At 60.4% G+C, this 22975-nt stretch carries 19 protein-coding genes and 1 riboswitch; of the genes, 6 read left to right on the top strand and 13 right to left on the bottom strand.

From position 1 onward, the window contains the following. Positions 1 to 115: 115 nt before the first annotated feature. From HOP44_RS17380 to HOP44_RS17350, 7 genes are all read right to left on the bottom strand, one after another. Complete coding sequence (locus HOP44_RS17380) at positions 116 to 1258, bottom strand: glucose-1-phosphate adenylyltransferase (RefSeq protein ID WP_172255578.1); 1143 nt, start codon at positions 1256 to 1258, stop codon at positions 116 to 118. Between the two features lie 400 nt (positions 1259 to 1658). Further along, a complete protein-coding gene (locus HOP44_RS17375; protein ID WP_172255576.1) occupies positions 1659 to 2462 on the bottom strand; it encodes an energy-coupling factor transporter transmembrane component T family protein in 804 nt (267 codons plus the stop codon). Beyond that, positions 2459 to 4234: an ATP-binding cassette domain-containing protein gene (locus HOP44_RS17370; RefSeq protein ID WP_343059942.1), complete on the bottom strand. Its 1776-nt coding sequence runs from the start codon at positions 4232 to 4234 to the stop codon at positions 2459 to 2461. Before HOP44_RS17370 ends, HOP44_RS17375 begins: the two co-directional genes overlap by 4 nt. A 13-nt stretch (positions 4235 to 4247) precedes the next feature. Then, positions 4248 to 4859, bottom strand: coding sequence for an ECF transporter S component (locus HOP44_RS17365; protein ID WP_172255572.1), 612 nt, complete (start codon positions 4857 to 4859; stop codon positions 4248 to 4250). Positions 4860 to 5034: 175 nt separating this feature from the next. Continuing rightward, positions 5035 to 5149: riboswitch (TPP riboswitch) on the bottom strand. A 54-nt stretch (positions 5150 to 5203) separates the two neighbouring features. Then, complete coding sequence (locus HOP44_RS17360) at positions 5204 to 6178, bottom strand: SDR family NAD(P)-dependent oxidoreductase (protein WP_343059941.1); 975 nt, start codon at positions 6176 to 6178, stop codon at positions 5204 to 5206. Between the two features lie 475 nt (positions 6179 to 6653). Then, positions 6654 to 7439, bottom strand: coding sequence for a helix-turn-helix domain-containing protein (locus HOP44_RS17355; RefSeq protein WP_172255568.1), 786 nt, complete (start codon positions 7437 to 7439; stop codon positions 6654 to 6656). A 54-nt stretch (positions 7440 to 7493) separates the two neighbouring features. Continuing rightward, positions 7494 to 8180 carry a MarR family winged helix-turn-helix transcriptional regulator gene (locus HOP44_RS17350; protein WP_172255566.1) on the bottom strand — a complete coding sequence of 229 codons (687 nt, stop codon included), beginning with the start codon at positions 8178 to 8180 and terminating at the stop codon, positions 7494 to 7496. A 271-nt stretch (positions 8181 to 8451) separates the two neighbouring features. On the opposite strand from HOP44_RS17350, the gene HOP44_RS17345 reads away from it, so the two are divergent. Together HOP44_RS17345 and HOP44_RS17340 are read left to right on the top strand one after the other, a co-directional pair. Further along, positions 8452 to 9444, top strand: a complete 993-nt coding sequence (locus HOP44_RS17345; RefSeq protein ID WP_172255564.1) for an N-acetylglucosamine kinase — start codon at positions 8452 to 8454, stop codon at positions 9442 to 9444. 118 nt (positions 9445 to 9562) lie between these two features. After that, on the top strand, positions 9563 to 11905 hold the full coding sequence (locus HOP44_RS17340) for an outer membrane protein assembly factor BamB family protein (RefSeq protein WP_172255562.1): 2343 nt from the start codon (positions 9563 to 9565) through the stop codon (positions 11903 to 11905). Positions 11906 to 12049: 144 nt separating this feature from the next. Here HOP44_RS17340 and HOP44_RS17335 read toward each other — a convergent pair whose 3' ends face one another. Further along, on the bottom strand, positions 12050 to 12916 hold the full coding sequence (locus tag HOP44_RS17335) for an MBL fold metallo-hydrolase (RefSeq protein WP_172255560.1): 867 nt from the start codon (positions 12914 to 12916) through the stop codon (positions 12050 to 12052). Between the two features lie 269 nt (positions 12917 to 13185). Between HOP44_RS17335 and HOP44_RS17330 the strand changes: the two genes are divergently transcribed. The 3 genes from HOP44_RS17330 (at position 13186) to HOP44_RS17320 (ending at position 16897) form a co-directional block, all read left to right on the top strand. Next, positions 13186 to 14397 (top strand): PQQ-dependent sugar dehydrogenase, encoded by a 1212-nt coding sequence (locus tag HOP44_RS17330; RefSeq protein ID WP_172255558.1) that lies wholly within the window; start codon positions 13186 to 13188, stop codon positions 14395 to 14397. 89 nt (positions 14398 to 14486) lie between these two features. Further along, positions 14487 to 15674 (top strand): PQQ-dependent sugar dehydrogenase, encoded by a 1188-nt coding sequence (locus HOP44_RS17325; protein ID WP_172255557.1) that lies wholly within the window; start codon positions 14487 to 14489, stop codon positions 15672 to 15674. 134 nt (positions 15675 to 15808) lie between these two features. After that, positions 15809 to 16897, top strand: coding sequence for an undecaprenyldiphospho-muramoylpentapeptide beta-N-acetylglucosaminyltransferase (locus tag HOP44_RS17320; protein WP_172255555.1), 1089 nt, complete (start codon positions 15809 to 15811; stop codon positions 16895 to 16897). A 164-nt stretch (positions 16898 to 17061) separates the two neighbouring features. Here HOP44_RS17320 and HOP44_RS17315 read toward each other — a convergent pair whose 3' ends face one another. Together HOP44_RS17315 and HOP44_RS17310 are read right to left on the bottom strand one after the other, a co-directional pair. Beyond that, complete coding sequence (locus tag HOP44_RS17315) at positions 17062 to 18075, bottom strand: ADP-ribosylglycohydrolase family protein (protein WP_172255553.1); 1014 nt, start codon at positions 18073 to 18075, stop codon at positions 17062 to 17064. 60 nt (positions 18076 to 18135) lie between these two features. Further along, positions 18136 to 18615, bottom strand: coding sequence for a YfbM family protein (locus HOP44_RS17310; protein WP_172255551.1), 480 nt, complete (start codon positions 18613 to 18615; stop codon positions 18136 to 18138). Between the two features lie 400 nt (positions 18616 to 19015). On the opposite strand from HOP44_RS17310, the gene HOP44_RS17305 reads away from it, so the two are divergent. Next, positions 19016 to 20326, top strand: a complete 1311-nt coding sequence (locus HOP44_RS17305) for an aminotransferase class I/II-fold pyridoxal phosphate-dependent enzyme (RefSeq protein ID WP_172255549.1) — start codon at positions 19016 to 19018, stop codon at positions 20324 to 20326. A gap of 83 nt (positions 20327 to 20409) precedes the next feature. Here HOP44_RS17305 and HOP44_RS17300 read toward each other — a convergent pair whose 3' ends face one another. The 3 genes from HOP44_RS17300 to HOP44_RS17290 are packed head-to-tail and all read right to left on the bottom strand — an operon-like array spanning position 20410 to position 22901. After that, complete coding sequence (locus tag HOP44_RS17300) at positions 20410 to 20739, bottom strand: hypothetical protein (RefSeq protein WP_172255547.1); 330 nt, start codon at positions 20737 to 20739, stop codon at positions 20410 to 20412. A 48-nt stretch (positions 20740 to 20787) separates the two neighbouring features. Beyond that, positions 20788 to 22143: an ABC transporter permease gene (locus tag HOP44_RS17295; protein WP_246369891.1), complete on the bottom strand. Its 1356-nt coding sequence runs from the start codon at positions 22141 to 22143 to the stop codon at positions 20788 to 20790. Continuing rightward, a complete protein-coding gene (locus HOP44_RS17290; RefSeq protein ID WP_172255545.1) occupies positions 22140 to 22901 on the bottom strand; it encodes an ABC transporter ATP-binding protein in 762 nt (253 codons plus the stop codon). Before HOP44_RS17290 ends, HOP44_RS17295 begins: the two co-directional genes overlap by 4 nt. Positions 22902 to 22975: the final 74 nt, after the last annotated feature.

Here is a 22975-nt window from a genome sequence, read left to right as displayed (position 1 = left end):
GTCAATAAGGCGTATCGCCGTTTCCGGCAATAAGCTCCGCTCGTGATCAATGATTTGATCAATAAGGCGTATCGCCGTTTCCGGCAATAAGCTCCGCTCGCGATCAATGATTTGATCAATAAGGCGTATCGCCGTTAACCAGTATAATTTCGCTGTCGTCTCCGCGGTCTGCGCCGATCACGGTGCCGTCCGGAATCACTTTGCCCTGATCCACGATAGCGCGGTGAATCCGCACGTTCTTGCCGATCTTCACTTCGGGCATGATTACCGATTCGGTGATGACACTGCCTTCTCCGACTTCGACTCCGTAGAACAGGACGGAACGGTCCACTTCGCCGTAAACGGAGCAGCCTTCGTTGACCATGCAGTTCTTCAGCTTGGCTTGGGGAGAAATGTACTGCGCCGGTTCGTTCGGGTTGCGGGTATAAATGCGCCAGTTCGGATCGTTCAGGTTCAGCTCGGGAGCGTCGTTGAGCAGATCCATGTTCGCTTCCCAAAGGCTCGGAATCGTACCTACGTCGCGCCAGTATCCCTGGAAAGGATACGCGTACAGAGACAGATTGTCGGCAAGCATCTTCGGTACGATATCTTTGCCGAAGTCGTGCGCGGATTCGGAATCCGGCGTATCGATATCTTCGACCAGGTATTTGCGCAGCACATCCCATTTGAAGATGTATACGCCCATCGAAGCCAGCGTGCTCTTCGGCTGCTTCGGCTTTTCGTCGAACTCGTAGATCTTCAGGTCTTCGTGGGTGTTGATCATCCCGAAGCTCGGTGCTTCTTCCAAGGTAACGTTAATAACGGAAATGGTGCAGTCCGCGCCTTTTTCCTTGTGATAGTCGAGCAGTTTGGTGTAGTCCATTTTATAAACGTGATCGCCCGACAGCACCAGCAGATGCTCCGGATCGTATTGGTCGATAAATTTGAGGTTCCGGGAAATGGCGTCCGCGGTTCCGCGGTACCAGCTGCTTCCGTCTTCGCGTTCATGCGGAGGCAGAACGAAAACACCGCCGTTCTTGCGGTCCATGTCCCAGTCGCTTCCGACGCCTATGTAAGAATGAAGCACAAGCGGCTCATACTGAGTCAGTACGCCCACGGTGTCAATGCCGGAATTGGTGCAGTTGCTGAGCGGGAAGTCGATAATCCGGTACGTGCCTCCAAAATAAACGGCAGGCTTGGCCAACGACTTCGTAAGGCCTTTCAATCTCTTTCCCTGTCCGCCGGCCAACAGCATGGCGATCATTTCTTTTTTCTTCATTCAGACGAACCTCCTTGGCAATATATAAGGCTGTGCTCGTGGCGGAGCGGTGTCCGCCCTTGTATAGGCGTTCCCTGTACAGGGCAATCGCGACTTGCCAGGGTCGGAAATCGGGAATTCCAACAAGCGAGACAGGTAAAAACCACATAAATATCTTTAACCCCGGCAGAGGATTTGGAATCGCGGCAAAGCAGGAAATTTCGGAAGAAAACGCAGGAAATACGGCGAGGAATCCGTGCAAACGATTGAACCGACGCAAAGGTTCAGAAAAAAACCTTTTCCGATCCGATGATACCCTATTTATTTGGAAAAGTGAGAACCGTCTCCGACCCGCCTGCCGATTGCCCAGAGCGCCGCAAAAAAAATCGCGATTGCCTGCAAAAAAGCGGATGAACCCTTCTCAAGGGTTCATCCGCATATCGCCGAGCGCAAACAGCGGCAGCAGATGCGCCAGCAGCAGGGCCGCACCCGCGGCACCCGACAGCACCAGTACAGCCGCCCCGTCGTTTCGCGTAATCGGAGACGAATAATAATACGTTCTGCGGCGGCCGGCATCAAAACGCTTGACCTCCATCGCCACGGCGGTGCGCTGGGCGCGCCGGATACTCTGGGCGAGCAGCGGCAGGGCATACAGCTCGGGCAGGCGAAGCAGCGACGCCGAAGCTCCCTTCCCCGCGCCTCTTACCGACAAGGCATCCCTGCGGATTCGCAGTTCGTCCAGCGCCATGGGCATCAGGCGGAGCGAAGCCATAAAGCTGTACGCGTATTTGGGGCTCAGCTTAAGCCGCTGCATCAGCGCGTAGAACAGTCCGGTCGAAGAGGTCGTCAGGACAAACAGCAGCCCCTGGCAGCCGAAAGCGATCGAGCGAAACCCCAGATGCAGCCCGCGGTAAAAACTTTCTTTGGAAATGGAAATCGGGCCCAGCGACCACCAGACTTCGCTGCCTTTGCCGAACAGGATCATCGTCAGCGAAGCGGAAGCGAACGCCAGGGCGAAGCCGGATGCCAGCAGCGCCGTTTTCCAGAGCGGATAACCGGAAGCGAGAAACAGCAGCGCCAGAAATACGCAGGCCAGATAAAACGAAGCATCGATCCGGTGCGTCAGCACCGTCACTCCAAACAGCAGAATAAACAGCGGCAGCTTGACCGCGGGATTCGCCCGGTGCAGCCAGTTGATACGGGTAGGCACAAAAAAGCTTCTCATAACGGTTCCTCCTTCGACAGACGAAGACCGGCGGTATGCGAACGTCCTGTCGATTCGGCGGAGATCAAAGCGCCGTCTTCGATCTTCCACACCTGCGTCGCCAACCGCTCGGCGATCTCCATCTCATGCGTAATCATCAGCACGGCATGGCCCGACGCCCGAAGACGTTCGCACAGATCCAGAATCGCAAACGCATTTCGGGCGTCCTGCCCGAATGTCGGCTCGTCGAGCAGCACGAGCGGTTTGTCCGAGACGATGGCCGAGGCGACGCTGAGCCGGCGTTTCTGGCCGAGGGACAGCAGATACGGATGGCGCTCGGCATAGCCGCCGAGCCCGAAACGGGCGAGACACGCCGAAGCCTGCGTCGCAATGAGCGCTTCCTCCCCGGCATCCGGCCGCAGCCGGCGGCGCGGGAACCAGCGCGCAAACGCCCCGCTTTGCGAAGCGTTCAGCGCGGATGCCGCTTCGCTTCGCAGCGTAAAGGCCACTTCGTCCAGCACCCGGTTCGTCACGAATTGGAACTCGGGATTCTGGAAGACGAAAGCGGCGTGCTTCGCCGCCGCTTCGCGCATGGCCCGGCGGCCGGAAGGGCGGCTCCCGGCGTATTCGCACGAACCTTCGTGCGCAAGCAGGCCCATAAGCCCGAGCAGCAGCGAGCTTTTGCCGGCGCCGTTGGGGCCGGTCAGCGCGATCAGGTCGCCGGGCAGCACGGCGGCCGACCGCACCGCGCAGACGCTCTTCCCGCCGCGCAGCACGCGGAAATTCTCGAGCCGCAGCAGCGGCCGGGCAGCGGCGGAGTCCGCCGCCGGGCGTGCGGGCGCCGCGGCGGACCGCTCGCGGGCCGGCCCGGCGGCCGGAGCCGCCGCCTCCTCCGGTTCGCACACTCCGCCCGCCCGGTATGCCGCAGGCTGCGCAAGTGCGGCTTCGCCTGCAGGTTCCCCGTAAGCTTCGCTCCACGCTTCGGGATGCCAGATGCCGTATTCACGCATCCGGGCGCGGCAGCGCGCAAACACTTCGGCCGCCTGTCCGTCGGCCAGAATGGAACCGTCGTCCCGGAACAGGACGACCCGGTCCACCCAATCGAGCACCTCCTCGATCCGGTGCTCGACGATAATGACCGTCCGCTCGCCGGCAACCCGGCGCACCGCGTCCCAGATCGTGCGCCGCCCTTCCGGGTCCAGCAGGGCGGACGGTTCGTCGAGCAGCAGCACATCCGGTTCAAGCAGCAGCACCGAGGCCAGAGCCAGACGCTGCTTCATGCCCTGGGACAGCGAACCGATCGGTACATGCGGATCGGGCAGATCCAGGCCCACTTCCCGCAGCGCCTGCCCGATACGAGGCCGCATGTCTTCCGCGGGAACGGCCAGATTCTCCAGCACGAAAGCCAGTTCCTCGTCGGCATAAGGCATGCAGAACTGCGTATCGGGGTCCTGGAAGACCAGTCCCGCCGAGTCCGGCACATGCAGACGCTCCGCTTTGAGCGGCACTTCGGTTACCTGCGGAATCACGCCTCCCAGCACCTGAAGAAGCGTCGACTTGCCGCAGCCGCTCGGACCGAGCAGCAGCACTTTTTCGCCGCGGCGAATGTTCAGCGACAAATCGCGAAACAGCAGGTCCGGCGTACCCGGAAATTTCATGCGCAGATTCCGCACTTCGGCCGCATATTCGGCCGTTTCCGCCTCTTCCCTACTTGGACCGATCCGGTCCTGCGTCTCCGCCGGCTCTTTGTCCGCCGGCTGGCCCGGCTTCACCGCGTCCTTAAGTACAGGCACGGGAACATTTGCCTCAACCGTCGAGCGCATCGTATTCCTTGCGTTCCACCGGACGCAGCGATTGGGTCACGCCGGCTCGCTCGAGCAGCTTGGCCAATCCGTACATGAGATAACCCGCGATCACGAACGAACTGACGGCGCGCAGCGAATATTTGAAGAGGATCAGCCAGGTCGCGTATTCCGCGACGTAGCCGTAATAAATATCCGCCAGCAGCGAGCCCGCCGCCGCGGCCACGCCGGCAAGTCCCGCCGCGACCGCGCTCGTATTCCGGTAGCGGAAAGCCGCGAAGACCAGTTCCGCCGCCAGGCCCTGCAAGACGCTGTACAGCAGCAGCTGAATGCCGTAGGCGCTGCCGAAAGCGATCTCCAGATGCGCCGCGGCAATTTCCGCTATCAGCGCTACGCCGGGCTTGCGGATCAAGAGAAACGCAAGCGTCGAAGCCGCGAACCACATGCCGTAGACCAGCTCGTCGGACTGGATGAAGAGCAGCCCCGCAAGGCTTGAGACCGAAGCCCAGAGATGATACACGACGCCCAGCACCAGCGAAACCACCACCGTAACCAGCACGTCCGTCAGCGTCAAACCCCTGCGGCGCGAAGCCGCTTCTGTTCTTTTTGCACTCATGTTTCCGTTCTCCCCGTTGTTCGAATGTAGCTTCGGCGGTCCGTCCCGATCGGGAAACGCACTTCCGCAAAGCCCGTGTTCTGCGCTAACGACGAGGGCTCTTCCGATCTTCGCCGGGTCCCGTAGACGCAAAAAAGCGGCTTTCGGGCATAAAAATGCGCAGAAAGCCGCCGATTCACGGACGGATACGAATTCTCTACGCTGGCATGATCCAGATCAGATTAACGGTCAGAAGCGGTAAAACGGCTTCAATCTCAGCCCGGCTCTCCCGGACCCCCGTATCGTTATGCAGTTGCTTTTTACCATACACAGTTTCGGGCGGAGACGCAATAACGAATTTTCGCCTATTTCATTCCCCGCCGCAAAATCCGCAGCATTACCTTTTGGACCAACCGGAAAGGGAGCCTTTTCTTCAAAGCGACAAGCAGCGCCGACCCCCGCGGGACGACGTAGCGAAACCGTCCGCGCCCTTTGCGCCCGAGTGCCAGGTCCGCCGCCAATCGGGCAACATCGCGCGGATCGCCGCCTTTTTCCGCACTGGCGCGGGACATGTCGAGCATCCGGCCAAGCACTTCCGCGTTGGGCGAACCTTCCGCCCGGTGAATACCGGCAAAGCCTTTTTCCCAGATGTCGGTCTTGTACGAAGCCGGTTCGAGCACATAGGTGCGAATGCCGTAAGGAGCCGTCTCGAGCGCCAGCGATTCGCTGAACCCTTCGAGCGCGAACTTCGACGAGACGTAAGGGCCGTAGCCCGGCAGACCGATCGCTCCGCTGACGCTGCTCATCTGGACAATGCAGCCGCTGCGGGCTTCCCGCATGTAGGGCACGACCGCGCCGGTGACGGCGATAAGTCCGAACACATTGACCGCAAACTGTTCCCGCCAGGCGTCCATCGGCACTTCTCCGATAAATCCGCCTATCGCCAGTCCCGCGTTGTTGACCAAAATATCGATCCGTCCGAAATGTCCATATACCGTATCCACCGCTTCCTTGACCCGCGGATCGTCGCACACATCCAGACGCAGCGGAAAAATCAGGCCCGATACGGGTCCTGTCCCCAGCGCCTGGAGGCTCTCCGCCCGCCCGATCCCAAGCCCTGTCCGCTCTTCGCCCGCTGCCGCCAAGTCCGCTTCACGGACTGCCGCGAACAGTTTCTCCGCCGCTTCCGGACGCCGCATTCCCGCAGCCACGCGGACGCCGGAGCGGGCGAGCTCGATACAAATGTGCATGCCGAACCCGCTGGAAGCTCCGGTCACAAGCGCGGTTCGAAGCTCCGGTCGTCCCGGCGTTCCGCTTTTTTTCGTATCGTTCCCTTTCACCCTCATCGCTCCCCTTGTTCCTCATCCGGTCCCGCTTCGCGCGTCTCGCCGCCGCTGCCGGTCCATGCAAAAAGACGGCCGAAAGGCCGTCTCCGTTCTTCCCTTATGTATACTTCCCGCCCGGTCGATGCCAGGGAAGCCGATTGCCCGCATCCGGGGCTCTTTGCGTTCGTCTGCTGCATCTATATTCATTGTTCATTATAGGTATAGGCGATTGGAAATTCAGGAACGTCGCTTAGAACCAAAGTTCGCTTTGTTCGGCGGCTTTGAACCGACGCAGACGGTTGCGGAAAATGGCACTGCCCCCGGTACGCCCCGCGCCGCAGCGAATCCGACGTTTGATCATCATGCTGGCTCCTCCTTTCCGATCCCGGCGCTCTTGCGTCTCGGGAATAAAAGCTAACGGGTCATTACCCGATCGGGCCAGCTGTTAAACACGTCGGTCCAAATAAATAACCTCCGCCTTTTTTCCCGTTCAGCGGATCTCGGACGGACTTTTGCCGGTGTACTGTTTGAATTGCCGGCTGAAAAAAAAGATATCCCGGTAGCCGAGCGCTTCCGCCACTTCCGTCACATTCATACCGGCGTGCCCGAGCAGATGCTGCGCGCGCTCGATCCGCATCCGGATGATATACGACTGCACCGAGGCTCCGACCAGCTCTTTGAACTTGGCGGAGAAATATCTCGGCGACAGCCCCGCGCGCGCGGCCAGATCCTCGACCCGGTGGGCAAGGCTCGGATGCTGGCGGACGTAGTTGGCCGCTTCGTGCACCACTTCGTACAAGTGGTTGCTGCCGCGCCGCTCGGACGGTTCTTCGCGGTCGCCGCGCAGCAGTTGGATCATCATCTGCTTGAGCAGCAGTTTCGCTTCTTCTTCGGCTCCGTACGAACCGCTGAGCAGCAGGCGAACGTAGCGGGACAGCAAATATTCGAAATCGACCGTCTCTTCCAGCACGCGGTACGCACGCGGAATATCGAGTGTGTCTCCTTCAATATTGAAATGGATATACGTCAGCACAAGCGGTTTCTGCGGATTGTGCGTAGCGCTTGTATGGTCGCCCGGCCGGAACAGGAAACAGCTTCCTTTGCCGATCTCGTGCGGTTCGTCGTTCAGCAGCAGCCGCCCTTCCCCGCTCCAGACATAAAACAGATCGTAATTCTGGAGCGGCTGCTCGCGTTTTTGCCATTTCCAACCCGGTTCGCACGCGATCTTCGCGACGTAGGGCGTCAGGATAAAAGAGGATGGCGGCACGTTCAGCAACGGTACCCGCTCCTTTCTTCAGGTCAAAGTAATGGATCTTGCCGCCCGGCGCGATCATTCGGCTTCCCGATCGTTCCCGGCGGCTTCGTCGATTCGGGCTTGCAGCCTGGCTTGTTCCTTCGTTTCTTCGTAGCTCCACAGCCGGACTTCGCCGGCGGCCTCGCGATCGCGGTCGTCCGGGCGATCGCGGTGCTTCGGACCGGGAACGTCCGCTTCGTCCATAAGGCTGTCGGCCTCGCCGATGCCCGGTTCGGACGCGCCGGCGATCAGACGGTTGTAATAATCGTGAATATAGGGACGGCGCCCGCCTTTTTGGACGAAACGCCAATCTTTCTCGATGTTAAGCTTTACGCGGTACAGCATATCGAGCAGTTGGGCCGTTTCTTCCGCGGATAGTCCCCGCAGGGAAGATCCGTCCGCGTACCGGCCTTCTTCGCGGATGAACAAATAAGCCGACTTACCCGATTCCGTCGGATAGACCCGTTTGTCCTTGCGCAGGTCGGACGCTTCCCGAAGCTCGATCAGCCCTTCGTTCTCCAGCTTCTCCAGCGACCTTGCGGCGGCGGCGCGCTTGACCTTGAGCCGGTCCGCGACCGTTCCGGCAGGCTCTCCCGGATTCTCGCAGACGAACGTCAGATACAGATGCAGTCCGCGCGACAGCTTCAAATGCTTGAATTCGATACTGCTGATCGCTTCGGAACAGCGGGCGATCGCTTCGATTTCGCGAAGAACTTCTTTCAAGGTACAGCCCTCCTATCGCAAGATGCCGTCAGCGGCCAAACACTTATTCCCATTATACCAGAAAGGAGGTCTTCCCACGCAATCGCCGCGCACGGAATTCGGCCCCTTTTCTACCGATCCGCGCACTTTCCCATTGTAGGGCAAAAAATCCGCCGCGTCACCGGAACTCCGGCGTCTTCGCGATGAAGGTTTGATGAAACCCGCCGCGAACGGTTACAATGCGAGTAATCGATTCGGGACCTGTACCCCCACTGTCATAAGGAGGCTTTTCATGCTGGAAAAAATCACTGCGGATTCCGTCGTCGCGGGCATCGATATGGGCGGCACGAATATCCGGATCATGATCGCCGATCTCGCGGGCCAGATCCTTGCCTACGTCAAGACCGAAACGGATTTGCTGCCGAAACAGCGGACCGATACCGCCCCGCTGCAGACCCAGATGCAAGAAGCGCTCGAACAAGCCGGCAGCCGGCCGGAAGATGTCGTCTTTCTTGTCGCCGGCATCGCCGGACTCGACGACGAAGCGGACCGGACCTGGGCCGAGAAGCTTGTGGCCGGATTCGGTCTGAACTGTTCCAGCCGCGTTGTCAACGACGCCTTCATCGCGCACCGCGGCGCACTCGCCGGACGTCCCGGCATTCTCGTCGCTTCGGGCACGGGTTCGATTCTGCTTGCCCATACGGAAAGCGGCCAATGGCTGCGCAATTACGACTTCGGCCACTATGCGGCAAGCGGAGCCCGTTTCCTCGGCTACCAGGCCGTCTACGATGTGCTCGCCGGAAGGGAAAGTCCCGGCGACGGCGTGCTGGTGCGCGATATGCTGCGCTTCTTCCGCGCATCCAACCTGCGCGAACTGACCGAATCGGCGAGCCGAAGCTTCGGTCTGGAGGAAGACCGCCGGGACCGGCTGTTCGGTTTGTTTGCTCCCGTCGTGACGCGCGAAGCGGCGGAGGGTTCTCCGATCGCCGTCCGCGTCTGCGACGAAGCGCTGCGGCAGATCGGCGTCGGCGCGGATCTGCTGGCCGCTTTCTTCGACGGACCGGATATTCCGCTCTCGCAGACCGGCAGCGTGGCGGGCAGCGATTATATGCGTGCCGGCCTCCGCGGATTGGTCTGCGCGCAGCCCGGCCGAAGGTTCGAATACCTGGAACCCCGGCTGACCCCGGCGGCGGGTTCCGTTCTGACCGCTTACGAAGCGCTCGGTTTGTCGTTCGGCGAGAGTATGGCGGAAGCGCTGGAAAACAGCCCCCACGCCCGTTTGTAACGTTCCGCTTCGGGATCCGGCGGCAGGAAATGCAACTCTTTTTCCTGCCGCGGGGTCTATTAAGAAGTCCGTGCAGGTTCGGCGGACTGCCCATATCGAGAAACGCGGAGGTAAACAAATGCACACTTTTTCGATCGGCGGCCAAGCTCGCCGCTTTGCCCTGTATGCCTTGTCCGCCGTGCTGCTGTCGGCACTTCCCCTGCCCGGGACCGCTTTCGGCGCACCGGCGGCCCGGACCGCTCCGGTCTCTTCGGACCGCGTTGGCCAGCCTGCCAAGTATCCGGCCGTGATCGGCAGGGCCGAACTTCGGGCCGCGGCCCCGCTGCTGCGTTCCAGGCCTGCAGCCGAAGCCGGCTGGCGCTCGCTCGCCGCCGACCAATACCCGGCCGCAGGCGGCAGCCTGAAGCTGTTCGCCCATGAAGGCGGCTGGCTGCATGCCAAGCTCGGCAGCGGAAGCGGCTGGATTCCCGCCTGGTACACAAGCGGCGATGCCGCGAAGGTCGAATATGTACCAGCCGTGCGGCTGACGGCTCCGGCCGGCGCCAAGCTGTACCTGTCTCCCGGCAGCGAAGAGTCCTGGGTCTACGACGGAGATCCGCTCGTTTCGGCACTGCGCTTCGGCGATTGGTACGGCGTCTCGCCGGATACCGGCAGGTCCGGCAGCAGGCCCGGTTCGCACGCGATGCTGCTGTGGATCAAGGCGAACGACGCGTCAAACGTCGAACCGCTTGAGCAAGGACTGCTGGCGCCGGATTCCGGCCTGTCGCTGAATACGGTGCGCGCCGCGCTGGACGGACTGCTGCACGCCGGCATGCCGGAACGGGAGGTGCGCCGAATGCTCGGCGAACCGGTATCGGTGACCGACGCGCGCATGCTGCCCCCGGGAGACATGGGAACGGACGGAAAATACCGATGGCGGAACGGAGGCAGCGAATGGCGGTACGAACGACAAGACGCCCATTTTCTCGTTCGCCTGTCGGAGAAGGATAACAAGCTGATCGGCGCGAACTGGATTCTGCCGCTGACCGACTATGACCAGCAGCTTCTGCGCCCTTGGTGGCTGCAGGAAGGAGAGTTCGACACCTTGTACAAAGCGCTGCCCCTGCTGCCGTCGCTGAAACCGGAGATTGAATGGCGGACGAAGATGGATACGGATTATGCCTATTTGGATTCCGTGGACGACAATGTGCTGCTGGTGCTCGGCGACGACGGCGGATTCAGCGGGTTTCATTACAGTTCCCTCCTGTATGCGCTGGACCAAAACGATGGAAAAGTGCGGTGGGAAAAAGATTTGGGCAAAGAAGCGCCTGCCTCCGTCTCCGATTCGGCAGATGAAGACCCGCAGGGTTATGCCCATATTCGCCCGCAAGACGGAAAAGCACTGTGGACGTATGCCTGGCCGGGGCTCTCCTCTCCCCAGGCTTATACGGTGGGAGATGCGGTCATTCTGTCCAGCGGCACCTCCTCAAACCGCAGCGCCGGAGCTTTGATCGCACTGGATGAGAAAACCGGCCAAAAAAGATGGAAGCAGCAGGTCAGCGAACCGTTCGGCGTGCTGAACCGCGATTCCGGCGATCCTTATGTGCTGCTCGCGCAGGGCCGTACACTCCGGGCACTCGACCCGTCCGACGGCCGCACGGTCTGGAGCGGATCGTTCGAATCGGGCAGCATCGACGCAGGCGAATCGCGAGCGTACGATCCGGCGGCCGTGCATCCGTTTGCCGAACCGGACGGTACGCGCTGGATCAAAGTCGACGGCGAAGGCTGGCGCAAAATCGATCTGGAAGACGGCCGAACGCTCGCCCGTTACGCCATGCCGGACGAGCTGGACAGCGGATCGTTCGAAGATCTGGGCAGCGACCGCCTCCTGGTCGCCCAGCCGAATCCGGATATCGGAAACGGCAGGCCGGATGCCCGCGACTTCACCACGACCCTGCTGGATGCTTCGGACGGATCGGTACTCTGGACATTTCCCGGCAAAATCGAGCATGGCCGAATTGAAAGCGGCACGCTGTATGCCGTCGCGAACGGGATTCCGGCGGCGCTGTCGCTGGAATCCGGCCGCACGGTCTGGCAGGCGCGAACCAACGGGATGGTTCCCAACCTGAACTTCACGTACGGCGCGGGACACTTCACCGTGCTCGGCGATTATCTGCTGCTGCCGTACGATACGGACCTGTTGGCTTTTCACAAAAAGACCGGACGCCTGCTCGGCCGGATCGACGGATTCCGTTTCGGCTATCCCGAAATGCACGGCTCCTTGGTCCGCGATTCGCTGCTGAACGAGCACAACGGCAAACTTTACATCGGCTCGGCTTCGCGTTCTTTCTCGGTCCTGGATACGGAGAAGTTGATCCGTCTGCTGGATAAAGCTTTGGCGGACGGATCCGGTATCAAAGGCCTAACCCCGGCCGACCGGGAAGCGGAAGCGGCCGCATGGTATCCGGCCGAACCTTATTGAACCGGAAACCGCGGAACTGCCTGTAAACCTCGATCCCTTCGGATATACCGCTTATCCGATCGTACCTACCCGCACCAAAAAGGCTTTACCCGGCGCTGTCCGCCCTGGGTAAAGCCTTTTTTGAATTCGTGCCCGAAAGCCCGCTTATTTGACCAGTCCGTTCATGAAATAACCGGCCGCTTCCGTCAAATCTTCCGGCAGCGCCTCTTCCGCGGCCATCCCCAGATCGGCGCGCAGATCGCGCAGAACCGCTTCCCGGTCGCTTCCGTGGCGAAGAACCTGGCGTGCCAGCAGCTCATACCGCCGCACATCGTTGTAGAAATCTTCGCGGGAGACCGGACGGCCGTGGGATTCGACCAGTACGTCCGCGCCGTAAGCGAAGACCGTGTCGAGCAGCGCCAGGAATTTGCCTGTCGTGTATTTCATCGGACCGCCGTAAACGGAAGGGGCAAGCGCATCGCCGAGGAACAGCGTTCCTTCTTCTTTTACATAGACGACGCACGAATCCGCCGCATGGTCGCCGCCGACATAGCGGATCTCGCAGGTGAGGTCGCCCAGATGCACGTCGATGAAACGCTCGAATACGATATTGGGCTCTTCGACCCGAATCAGGCCCAGATTGCTTCCGTATTCGGCCCGCATATCGTTTCGGGTCTGTTCGCTGACGACGCCTTCCGCGATCAGCCGCGACAGCGTCTCCTCGTTCCACTCAAGCCCCGCGAAACCGCGCAGAATATCGGCCGTCTGCCGCTGGGCGATCGCCGGAAGGCTCCATTCGGCCACGCCGAAAGAGTGATCCCAGTGGTGGTGCGTCAGCACCATCACATCCGGCTTGCGCACGCCTTCCTGTTCCAGATACTCGCGAAAAGCCGCCGCATGCGCCGAAGAATTGCCGCCGTCGATCAGCAGCGTGCGGCTGCTTCCGGCCACGGCCGCGAGCAGCGGACGATCCGTTTCGCGTTCGGCGTGCATCACATAAATATGTTCACTGATCCGTTCAAATTCGGACATCTTTTTAACCCCCAACCTACGAATTGACTGATGAAGGCGTTCCCTACCCAGACCCGTTCGGTATACGCCAAGCTTCATTTTACCATTTTCCGGGTCTTCCTCCAAACGGTCCGTCCCACAAAAATATCGGGTTCCGTGCGGTCGGGAGAGCAAAAGGCGATTTGGATTCCGCTTCGCACGGGTAAGGTCCCGTAAGCGGAATCACACCCCAAAAAACGGAATGCCCGGAGGCCCCGCCTCCGAAGCGCAGACCGAAAAAGGAGGAAGCCATGAATCTCTCATGGAACAGAAAAGCCGCCGCGCTGCTGCTGGTGCTGCCGATCGCGGCCTGCTCGGGACAAGCCGGCTCACCTCCCGGATTGCTTCCCGCCGACGAAAAGCCCGCGCAGGCGCCGGATGTCGCCGCCGAAGCCTCTCCGGAGACGGATAAAACTCCCGCTGCACCGGCGCAGCCTTCCGGCGGCGAAGACACTTCCGACGCAGCGGCAGGCGGGGCCTTCGCCGAACTTACGGGCGAAACGCAGGTCCTCGCCGATAATCTCGACACCCCGTGGGAAATCCAGTTTGATGGAGACACCGTCTATCTTACCCTGCGCGGCGGTTCGATCGTCAAGCTGGCCGACGGTCGACAAACGCTGCAGCCGGTCGCCCTGAATCCCGGCGTACTCGAAGCAGGCGAAGGCGGACTGCTCGGTTTGGCATTGGCGCCGGACTTCGCGGATTCGCGCGCGGCCTATGTGTACCATACGTACGGCAAAGGCAACGAAATGCGCAATCGCGTCATTCGGATCGAGGAAGAACCTTCCGGGAAAAGCTGGACCGAAACGGCGACGGTGCTCGACGATATTCCGGGCGCGCGCGTCCATGACGGCGGACGGATCGCGTTTGGTCCGGACGGGATGCTCTATGTGACGACCGGCGACGCGCAGGACGACGGCTCCGCGCAGGATACCGGAAGCGTGGCGGGCAAGATCCTGCGCATGACGCCCGAAGGCGAAGTGCCAAGCGACAATCCGATCGAAGGGTCTTACGTTTATTCGTACGGCCACCGCAACTCGCAGGGCATCGACTGGCTGGAAAACGGAACGATGTACGCGTCCGAACACGGACCAAGCGGCAGCTCCGGCGGCCACGACGAAATGAACGAGATCAAGCCCGGCGCCAATTACGGCTGGCCGGACGTCTTAGGCGGCGAGACGGGAGACGGACTGACCCCCCCGCTGTACCACACGGGCGAAGACGCGCTCGCGCCCTCGGGCATTGCGGCCACGCCGGACGGTACGCTGCTGGTCGCCAACCTCCGGGGCGAGAGCCTGACGGAGTTCGACCCCGCCACCGGAGAAATGCGTGAAGTCTGGAGCGGCGGAGGCCGCATCCGCGACGCAGCCGTTCATGAAGGGAGAATCTATATTCTTACGAACAATACCGACGGCCGCGGATCTCCGCAGAGCGGCGATGATAAACTGCTTATTTTGCAATAGGCTATAAAAAAACGGAGCTTAAGCTTCGATCCCGATTGATTCTGCCCTTTCCGGGTAAAAATGGAAAAAGAAAGAAGGAGGGATTCTTCGTGTCCATACTGAATACGAAAACCAAAACGCTGACGGCGGCCCTGCTGCTTGCCGTGCCGATCTCCGTGTATGCAGCCGACCAGCGCGAGACCGGGCAGACGGCCGGATCATCGATTCAAACGGCTCTGGCCGCCCCTGTAAAAACGGCCGCTGTCGGCGCGGCGGCAAGTCCGGCCGCCGTTTCTCCGGTCGATTCGCTCAAAGGCGGGTACGAGGCGGCGGCATCCAAACTGAAAGTCCCTTGGTCGATCCAGTTTGCCGGCGAGACCGTGTACATCACCCAACGCGGCGGCGGCATTGTCGAAGTGAAAAACGGCAAACAGACCGTGCAGGAAGTCCGGACCAAGAAAAAGCTTCGGGTCGTCGGCGAAGCGGGGCTGACCGGGTTCGTGCTCGATCCGAAATTCTCGAAGAACAAGTATGCCTATATCTATCATGCCTATGAAGAAAAAGGCGAAGCGCTGAACCGGATCGTCAAAGTCAAGCTGGTAAACGGCGTCTGGCGCGAACAAAAAGAACTGCTGAGCGGCATTCCGGGAGGCCGAATCCATGAAGGAGGACGCTTGGCGATCGGTCCGGACGGCATGCTGTACAGCACGGCCGGCGACACGAACCGGCGCGAATTGTCCCAGGACCTCTCAAGTCCCGGAGGCAAAGTGCTGCGTATGACGACCAGCGGCAAAGTGCCCGCGGACAATCCGTTCAAGAATTCGTACGTCTATGCGTACGGACTGCGCAATTCCCAAGGCCTCGCCTGGACGCCGGACGGCACCCTGTACGCTTCCGACCACGGTCCAAGCGGCGCGCCGATTCCGGGCGGCGGAACCGACCTTACCGGACTCGACGAAATTAACGTCATCAAGCGCGGCGCCAATTACGGTTGGCCGAAGGTTCAGGGAACCGAGACCGCTCCCGGCCTGACCGCGCCTGTATATGTAGCCGGCGACCGGGCGATCGCCCCTTCCGGCATCGCGGCCATGCCGGACAACAAAGTGCTTGTCGCCACGCTGGCGGGCCAGAGCCTGAAGCTGTTCGATCCTAAGGCGCGCACGATGACCGACGTGCTGACCGGCGAAGGACGGATCAGGGACGTAGCCCTGCACAACGGAAAAATCTACGTGCTGACGAACAATACATCGGGCGGGTCGCCGGGTGCGGACGACGACCGGCTGCTTATTTTGAAATAAAAGCCGGGTCCTGTCGATTTGGCGGTTCCAAGAGCGCGCCTTGGCTTTTGCTTCGGTGAAACGTACAATAGAGTTTGCGCATAATGAAGCTTGCGCAAAACGGAATCACCCGAAGCAAAGGAGAATCTAACGCAATGACTTCCCATTCCAATTCAAATAAACGCATTGTTCTGACAGGGGGCGGATCGGCCGGGCATGTCTCGGTCAATCTCGCCCTTATTCCTGTGCTCCGGAGGCAGGGCTGGACGATCGACTATATCGGATCGGAGACCGGCATCGAAAAAGAACTGGTCGAAGGACTGCCCGGCGTTTCGTATCATGCGATCGCCACCGGCAAGCTGCGCCGCTATTTCTCGCTGCGAAATTTCACCGATCCGCTGCGCATCCTCAAAGGCGTCGGCCAATCCCGGCGCCTGATCCGCCGCTTGAAGCCAAAAGTCGTCTTCTCCAAAGGCGGATTCGTGTCCGTGCCGGTCGTGCTCGGCGCCTGGATGAACCGCGTGCCCGCCCTGATCCACGAATCGGATTATTCGCCGGGCCTCGCCAACAAGCTGGCCCTGCCGTTCGCTTCGGCTCTCTGCACGACGTTTCCCGAGACGGCCGCTTCCGTCAAGTCCGGCAAAGCCGTGCAGATCGGCTCGGTGGTCCGGCCCGAACTGAAGAACGGGCAGGCGGCGCGCGGACTCGGATTTCTGGGCTTTGACGGAGTCAAGCCCGTGCTGCTGGCCGCCGGAGGCAGCCTCGGCTCCCGCGCGCTGAACGGCAACCTGCGGCGCAACCTGGACGAACTCGTGCGGCGTTTCGACGTGGTGCATCTGTGCGGGCGGGGAGGCCTGGATCCGCAGCTTGAAAGCAAAGCGGGCTACCGCCAGTTCGAATACGTGAACGAACCGCTGCCGGATGTGCTGGCGGCGGCCGATCTCGTATTCAGCCGTGCCGGCTCGAACGCGATCTTCGAATTCCTGTCGCTGGGCAAGCCGATGCTGCTCTGCCCGCTCGGCCGCAAGCAGAGCCGCGGCGACCAACTGCTGAATGCGGATTCGTTCGTCCGCGCGGGCTATGCCGAACGCCTGGACGAAGACTCGTGGAGCGACGAAGCTTTCCTCGCCAAGCTGGATCTGCTGCACCGCGAACGCAAGCAGTACAGCGCCCGGATGAGCCAGGCCGAAGCCGGCGACCCGCTCGATCTGCTGCTGCGGCGAATCAAGGATGCGGCCGGCTGAGCTTTGGATACCGGAAAGGATACGATCCGGCTGCATACAAATGCTCGAGACGCGCTGACCGCAAAAAGAGCGGGATCGCTTCGGCGATCCCGCTCTTTTTCCAATTTCTTTTTCGTGACGCTTATCTCCTGGCCTGGCTTCACTCCCGTTCTTCGCTCACCGCTTCATTCGGGTTCCGAACGGGCCGGCCGTTGTCCGGACATGTCCGCATCCCGCTCCGCAAGCATGGACGAGAACCGTCCGCCAAGCGCCCGCAGCTCATTCAGCTTCGCCAGCTGCGAGAGCCACTCTGCCGGAATACCGGTTTCGCCGTACAAGATCCCTGCCAGCCCGCCGACGACGGCTCCGGTCGTATCGGTGTCTTCGCCGAGATTGACTGCCTTAAGCGCCGCTTCGCGGTAACTGCTTGTCGTCAGCAGACACCACAGCGCCGCTTCGAGCGTATCGACCACATAACCGCCGGAACGGATGTCTTCGCGCTTCAATTCCGCCAAACTCCCGTTCAATACCCGTTCGAACGTTTCCAATTCGGGATGGTCCGCATGGCGCTCCCGAACGGCCGCAGCCGCTTCGAGGCAGGCCTGCCCGGCCGAGCGGCCGTCCAGCAGCCGCAGGGCGATCTCCACGTAGATCTGGCAGGCCAGAATAGAGCGGGGATGCCGGTGGGTGATCGACGAGACTTCGGCCGCCAGCCGGTCGCGCTCGGCCGCTTCCATTCCCCGCACGTAAAAAGCCATCGGCAGGATGCGCATCAGCGATCCGTTGCCGTTGGAGCTTTCCCGCTCAAGACCTGCGAATCTCGCCCAGACCGCTTCCGTCCGGTAGCGTTCCAGTGCTTCGCGCGTCGCATTGCCGATATCGAACAGCTCCCCGTGCGGGGTCATATAACCGGATGTCAGCCAGCGCACGAAGCGTCCGGCCATGTCTTCGGTATCGCACTCTTTTTGCAGCGCCAGACTCTCCACTGTGCACCACATCATGGTACTGTCGTCCGACCAGGTGCCCGGAGGCTGGTTGTACGTGCCGTAGCCGAACATGTCCGCAACCGGATTGGCATCCAGATACGTTCGCGGACGGAACTCTACCGGCACCCCCAGCGCGTCCGCGGCGGTAAGTCCGAGCAGGGCGCCGTTCAGCCGGGATTGCGGTCCGTTCGCCGTATGGAGCTTATCTTGCATAGTCCGTTCCTCCTTGCCGGATCTCTGGCTTCCGGTCTTCCTTGTTCCTGCTGACGCGGCTTAAGAAACGTAGAGCAGCATGCCTTCGCCCGCCGCGGCCGCCGCCCGATAATGTTCGCGCATCGGCTCGTAGTAACCCAGCAGATAATCCAGTTCGCCTTCCTCGTTCCAATCGGGCGACGGATATACGCCTGCTTCGTTCATATCGTCCGGTTCGAATCCTTTGGCCAACTCCGCAGGTCCGACGCTGTCCAGCGCCGAGGCCACCTCGCGCACTTCGTCCGGAGTCAGATACCGCACGATGATTTCGCTCTCCTCTTCCGGGTTAAGCGGTTTACCGCCCATTAAGGCATCAAACAGCGGACCTTCTCCGCCATAAGGGTCTCCGCACAGCAGATAATGCAGACCCTGCCAGGCTTTGTCGAGATCCAGCTCTTCGCCTTGTTCTCCGTGAATGTACTCGTACAGGTCCTGGCCCCCGTGAATCAGGGAAGACAGCGCCTGTTCCGTCACGCGTTTCAGATAACCGATCATGCCCATAACCAAGTTCCTCCTCGGATTAAAAAAGAATACGTCAGTATGCGTTTGCTTGGCCTTCATTTTCCATTGTACACATTTTTCCGTGCGATTGAACCGTTGTCCACCCTCGGAAGACGCTCGATGGAATACCGGTCTGCGGGAAGCCGAGAAAATGCTTCTTCAAAGCGTACCCACAACCCGAAAATCTATAACCTTTCCCGTTCCGTACAAAAACTTGACATGGACAACCGAACATCCGGAAATTCCGATCGTACGCATGCCGGGGACATCTTCCGGCTTTTTCGTTCAAAAAGCGGGCAAGCAGGCGGAAAAAGCTGAAAAATCCCCGCTTTTCCCGTGACGGCTCGAGGGGAGAATGCTATAATTGACGCAATTCAGTTTGGAAGGATGACGACTCGCAATGAACCCAATGGCTGAACAATGGAATGACAAGATCAAAACCGCAAACACGCATGTCTACGACATGCTGTCGGCACTCGGCCGGGAAATCTATTTCCCGAAAGAAGGCATCTTGAGCCAATCCGCCGAAGCGACCACGCACGCCAAGAAATATAACGCTACGATCGGAATCGCAACCGAGAACGGCGGACCCATGCATCTGAACGTGATCCAGGATAAACTTTCGGCTTACAGCCCGAAAGACCTGTACGGTTATGCGCCTCCCGCGGGCAAGCCGGAACTGCGCGCCGTCTGGCGCGAGAAGATGATCCGCGAGAATCCTTCGCTCGAAGGCAAAGCGTTCGGCAATCCGATCACGACCAATGCGCTGACGCACGGCCTCAGCATCGTAGCCGATCTGTTCGCCGATCCGGGCGACGCGGTCGTCTATCCGGACAAAAACTGGGAAAACTACGAGCTGACCTTCGGTATCCGCCGCGGCGCGAAGATCGTTAACTATGAGCTGTTCACCGCGGACATGAGCTTCAATACCGAAGCGTTCCGCAAAGCCCTGCTGGCGCAGAAGGAAGCGGGCAAAGCGATCGTGCCGCTCAACTTCCCGAACAACCCGACCGGCTATACGCCAAGCGTAGCGGAAGGCGAAGAAATTATATCCGCGCTGATTGAAGCGGCGGAAGCCGGCATCAATCTGGTAGTCGTCAGCGACGACGCCTATTTCGGTCTGTTCTTCGAAGACTCGCTGCACGAGTCACTGTTCGGCAAGCTGGCCGGCGTACATCCGCGCATCCTGCCGATCAAGATCGACGGCGCGACCAAGGAAGAATTCGTCTGGGGCTTCCGCGTGGGCTTCATCACGTTCGCTTCGGATCAAGCCGACGTGCTGGCGGGCCTGGAACAGAAAACGATGGGCATCATTCGCGCCACCATCTCCAGCGGTCCGCATCCGTCGCAGACTTTCGTGCTGGACGCGCTCAAGTCTCCGGAGTTCGAAGATCAGAAGCACGAGAAGTTCCTGATTATGAAAGGCCGCGCGAACAAGGTCAAAGCCCTGCTCGACAGCGGCAAATACGAAGGCTTCTGGACGTATTATCCGTTCAATTCCGGCTACTTCATGTGCCTGAAGCTGAACCCGGGTATCGAAGCGGAAGCGCTGCGCCAGCGCCTGCTGCACGAATACGGCGTCGGTACGATCGCCCTCGGCGAGACCGATCTGCGTATCGCGTTCTCCTGCATCGCCGAAGAGAATCTGGAAGATCTGTTCGATCTGGTGTACAAAGGTGCAGCGGAACTGACAGGCAAGGCAGCGGAATAGAGCCGTTACTGAATCCCCATATAAAAAAAGACCAACCTGCCCAAGTTTCCGGCAGGTTGGTCTTTTTTGGATGGATACAAAGCTTATTTCAGCAGATCCGTCACTTCACCTTCGGCATCGATCAATTGAACCTGGGTCGGAGCGGCATTCAAATCGGCTCCGCCCATCCTCAATTTCCGACCTCCTTCAACTTCGTACTCCCACAGATACAAGCCCGAGCCGATATCCGTATGCGTGTACTCGTTGAATGTGTCCCAATCGGGCGTTTTCTTGGCCGCTTCCTCCCGGATCTCGTCCAGGGGAAGCACCGGTGAAGAAGAGCCCGACTCTACAGCGGAACCGCAGGCCGCAGGCAGAACCAGAAATCCGCACAATATCGTCGACAGAAGTCTTTTTTGTTTCAATCGCTTCACGGGGATCACACTCCGATCAAAAGGGATAGACTTGACGGACACTTGGGATCAATCTTCTTCGCCTTCCAGCTTGCGCCATTTCCGCTGCGCGGAACCCTGTATCAACCAGGCCAGTACGAGACCCGCGGCCAGTGCGCCGAGAGCCAGCAGCGGATCGGACGCAAGCGTGAGCAGGAACGGCAGCCACATGCAAACGGCGGAGACCAGCAGCACGCGAAGCATCAGACGCAGACCGGCGCGGCGGCGCGAATCTTCCGGAATCGGATACAGCGCCAACCAGAGCGAATCGGCGTGGGTGCGGCGAAGTCCGTTCAGCTGCGTCCCGATCATGAACAGCAGCAGAAGCAGGAGCGCAATACCCAACCACGATACGCGGGCCAGCAGCAGCAGAACGAAACCGACGATAACCAGGCGCGCCACCATGCCCAGCAGATCGCTGCGGATAAACGACTGGGTCAGCAGGAAGCGGTAAGCCTCTTCCTGCTTCCACGGAATCTTCCGGCCGAAGCCCGACAGCCAGCGCCGCCGGTACACGCGCGGATCTTCCGTCGGCACATCCACGAACCAGCCGAGCATGCGCATCGAGCGGCCGACCTGAGCCCGTTCGACCGCGATCAGCCGTTCCCACGGTACGCGGTGCTTGGCCGGGAAGCGCAGAATCAGTACATAGACAGCGGCGCCGGCCAGTATCGCCGGCGCGGCGTAAGCCGGCGGCAGCCGGAACCAGGCGACGACGGCCCCTGCGGCCAGAATCCAGCGCAGCAGCATGAATCCGTCCGCCAGCCGCGAGGAGACGAGGCGATGTTCCTGCCAGGCGCCATAGGCCAGCAGCAGTTTCAAGCCGAGCAGCAGGGCAAGGCTTGCCCACAAGTTGGCATGGTCTCCGGGATGTACCCGGATGTAGACCGGCCAGGCGACCAGCAGGACCAACCAGACGAGCAGCAGCTTGTAGACCACCCCTCCGCGCCAAGCGGGGGCGAAGTAAGCTCGCATCTTCGTTTCCAGCGGCAGCAGAAACACGGTATCCGCCGGCTGCAAATACGTACGGAAACCGCTCCAGGCCGTCAGCGGAAACAGCATCGCCGGCAGAATCCAGCGGATCGGCAGATCGGCCGGCATATTCTGCAGCAGGGACGTATACCAGGCCGAGAACAAGATCAGCAGCAGCATGACCGTGACGGCCAGACCGCTCTGGATAATGTACGGGGTATACGGCACAATGCGGCCGAGGAACACCGAGCGGCGTTTGCCCCGCAGCGCCTGCATGCCTTCCGTCGTCATCGGCGCGATCGTTCCGGCCGGCCAGGGAAGACCGCCCGAAGCGGGCGGCGAAGCGAATCTCGCGCCTACCGGTGCCGCACCGCCGCTTTTGGACTCCTGCGAACCGTGCTGCGGCCCGCTCATTGAATGCCCCCGGCGCCCTCTGCCCGGACGAGCCGATCGAACATGTTCTCGAGCGAAGCGCCCGGCATATTCGATGCGGTGCGGATATCTTCCAGCGTGCCCTGCACGATAATCCGTCCTTTGTGCAGAATGACGAAGCGGTCGCAGTAGTTCTCGATCGTCGACAAAATATGCGAGCTGAGCAGGATCGAAGCGCCTTCGCGGTTGACTTCGACCATGTATTCCAGCAGATCGCGAATACCGAGCGGATCAAGACCGAGAAACGGTTCGTCGATCACGTACAGAGGCGGACGCGCGATGAAAGCGCACATAATCATGACCTTCTGCTTCATGCCTTTGGACAGATGCGAAGACAGGCTGTGTTCTTTGTCTTTCATATAGAAGAGCTTCAGCAGACGCTCCGCGCGTTCTTCAAATACCGCGTTGTCGACGCCGTAGGCTCTTGCCGTAAATTCCAGATGCTCGCGCACCGTCAATTCTTCGTACAGCACCGGAGACTCCGGCACGAAAGCAAGGGAAGCACGGTAGCGGTCGGGATCGTCTTTCAGCAGGGCGCCGCCGATCCGAACCTCGCCTTCCTTGGGCGACATCAGCCCGAGAATATGCTTCATCGTCGTGCTTTTGCCCGCTCCGTTCAGCCCGATCAGGCCGACCATCTCGCCTGTTCCGACTTCAAAATCGACCCCGTGCAGAACCGGCTTGTTGATACTGTATCCGCCGGTCAGCCTTGCTACCTGCAGGGCGGCTTGTTCACTCATTGCGTTTCACCTCTTCTATGTCTGATGCGGCACGTATCCGTGCAGCAGGCCGCTCTTCTGCCGCCGAAGATCCG

It is taken from the genome of Saccharibacillus deserti (assembly GCF_013618475.1).
Lineage (GTDB): Bacteria > Bacillota > Bacilli > Paenibacillales > Paenibacillaceae > Saccharibacillus > Saccharibacillus deserti.
This window is presented reverse-complemented; position numbering and strand designations above follow the sequence as displayed.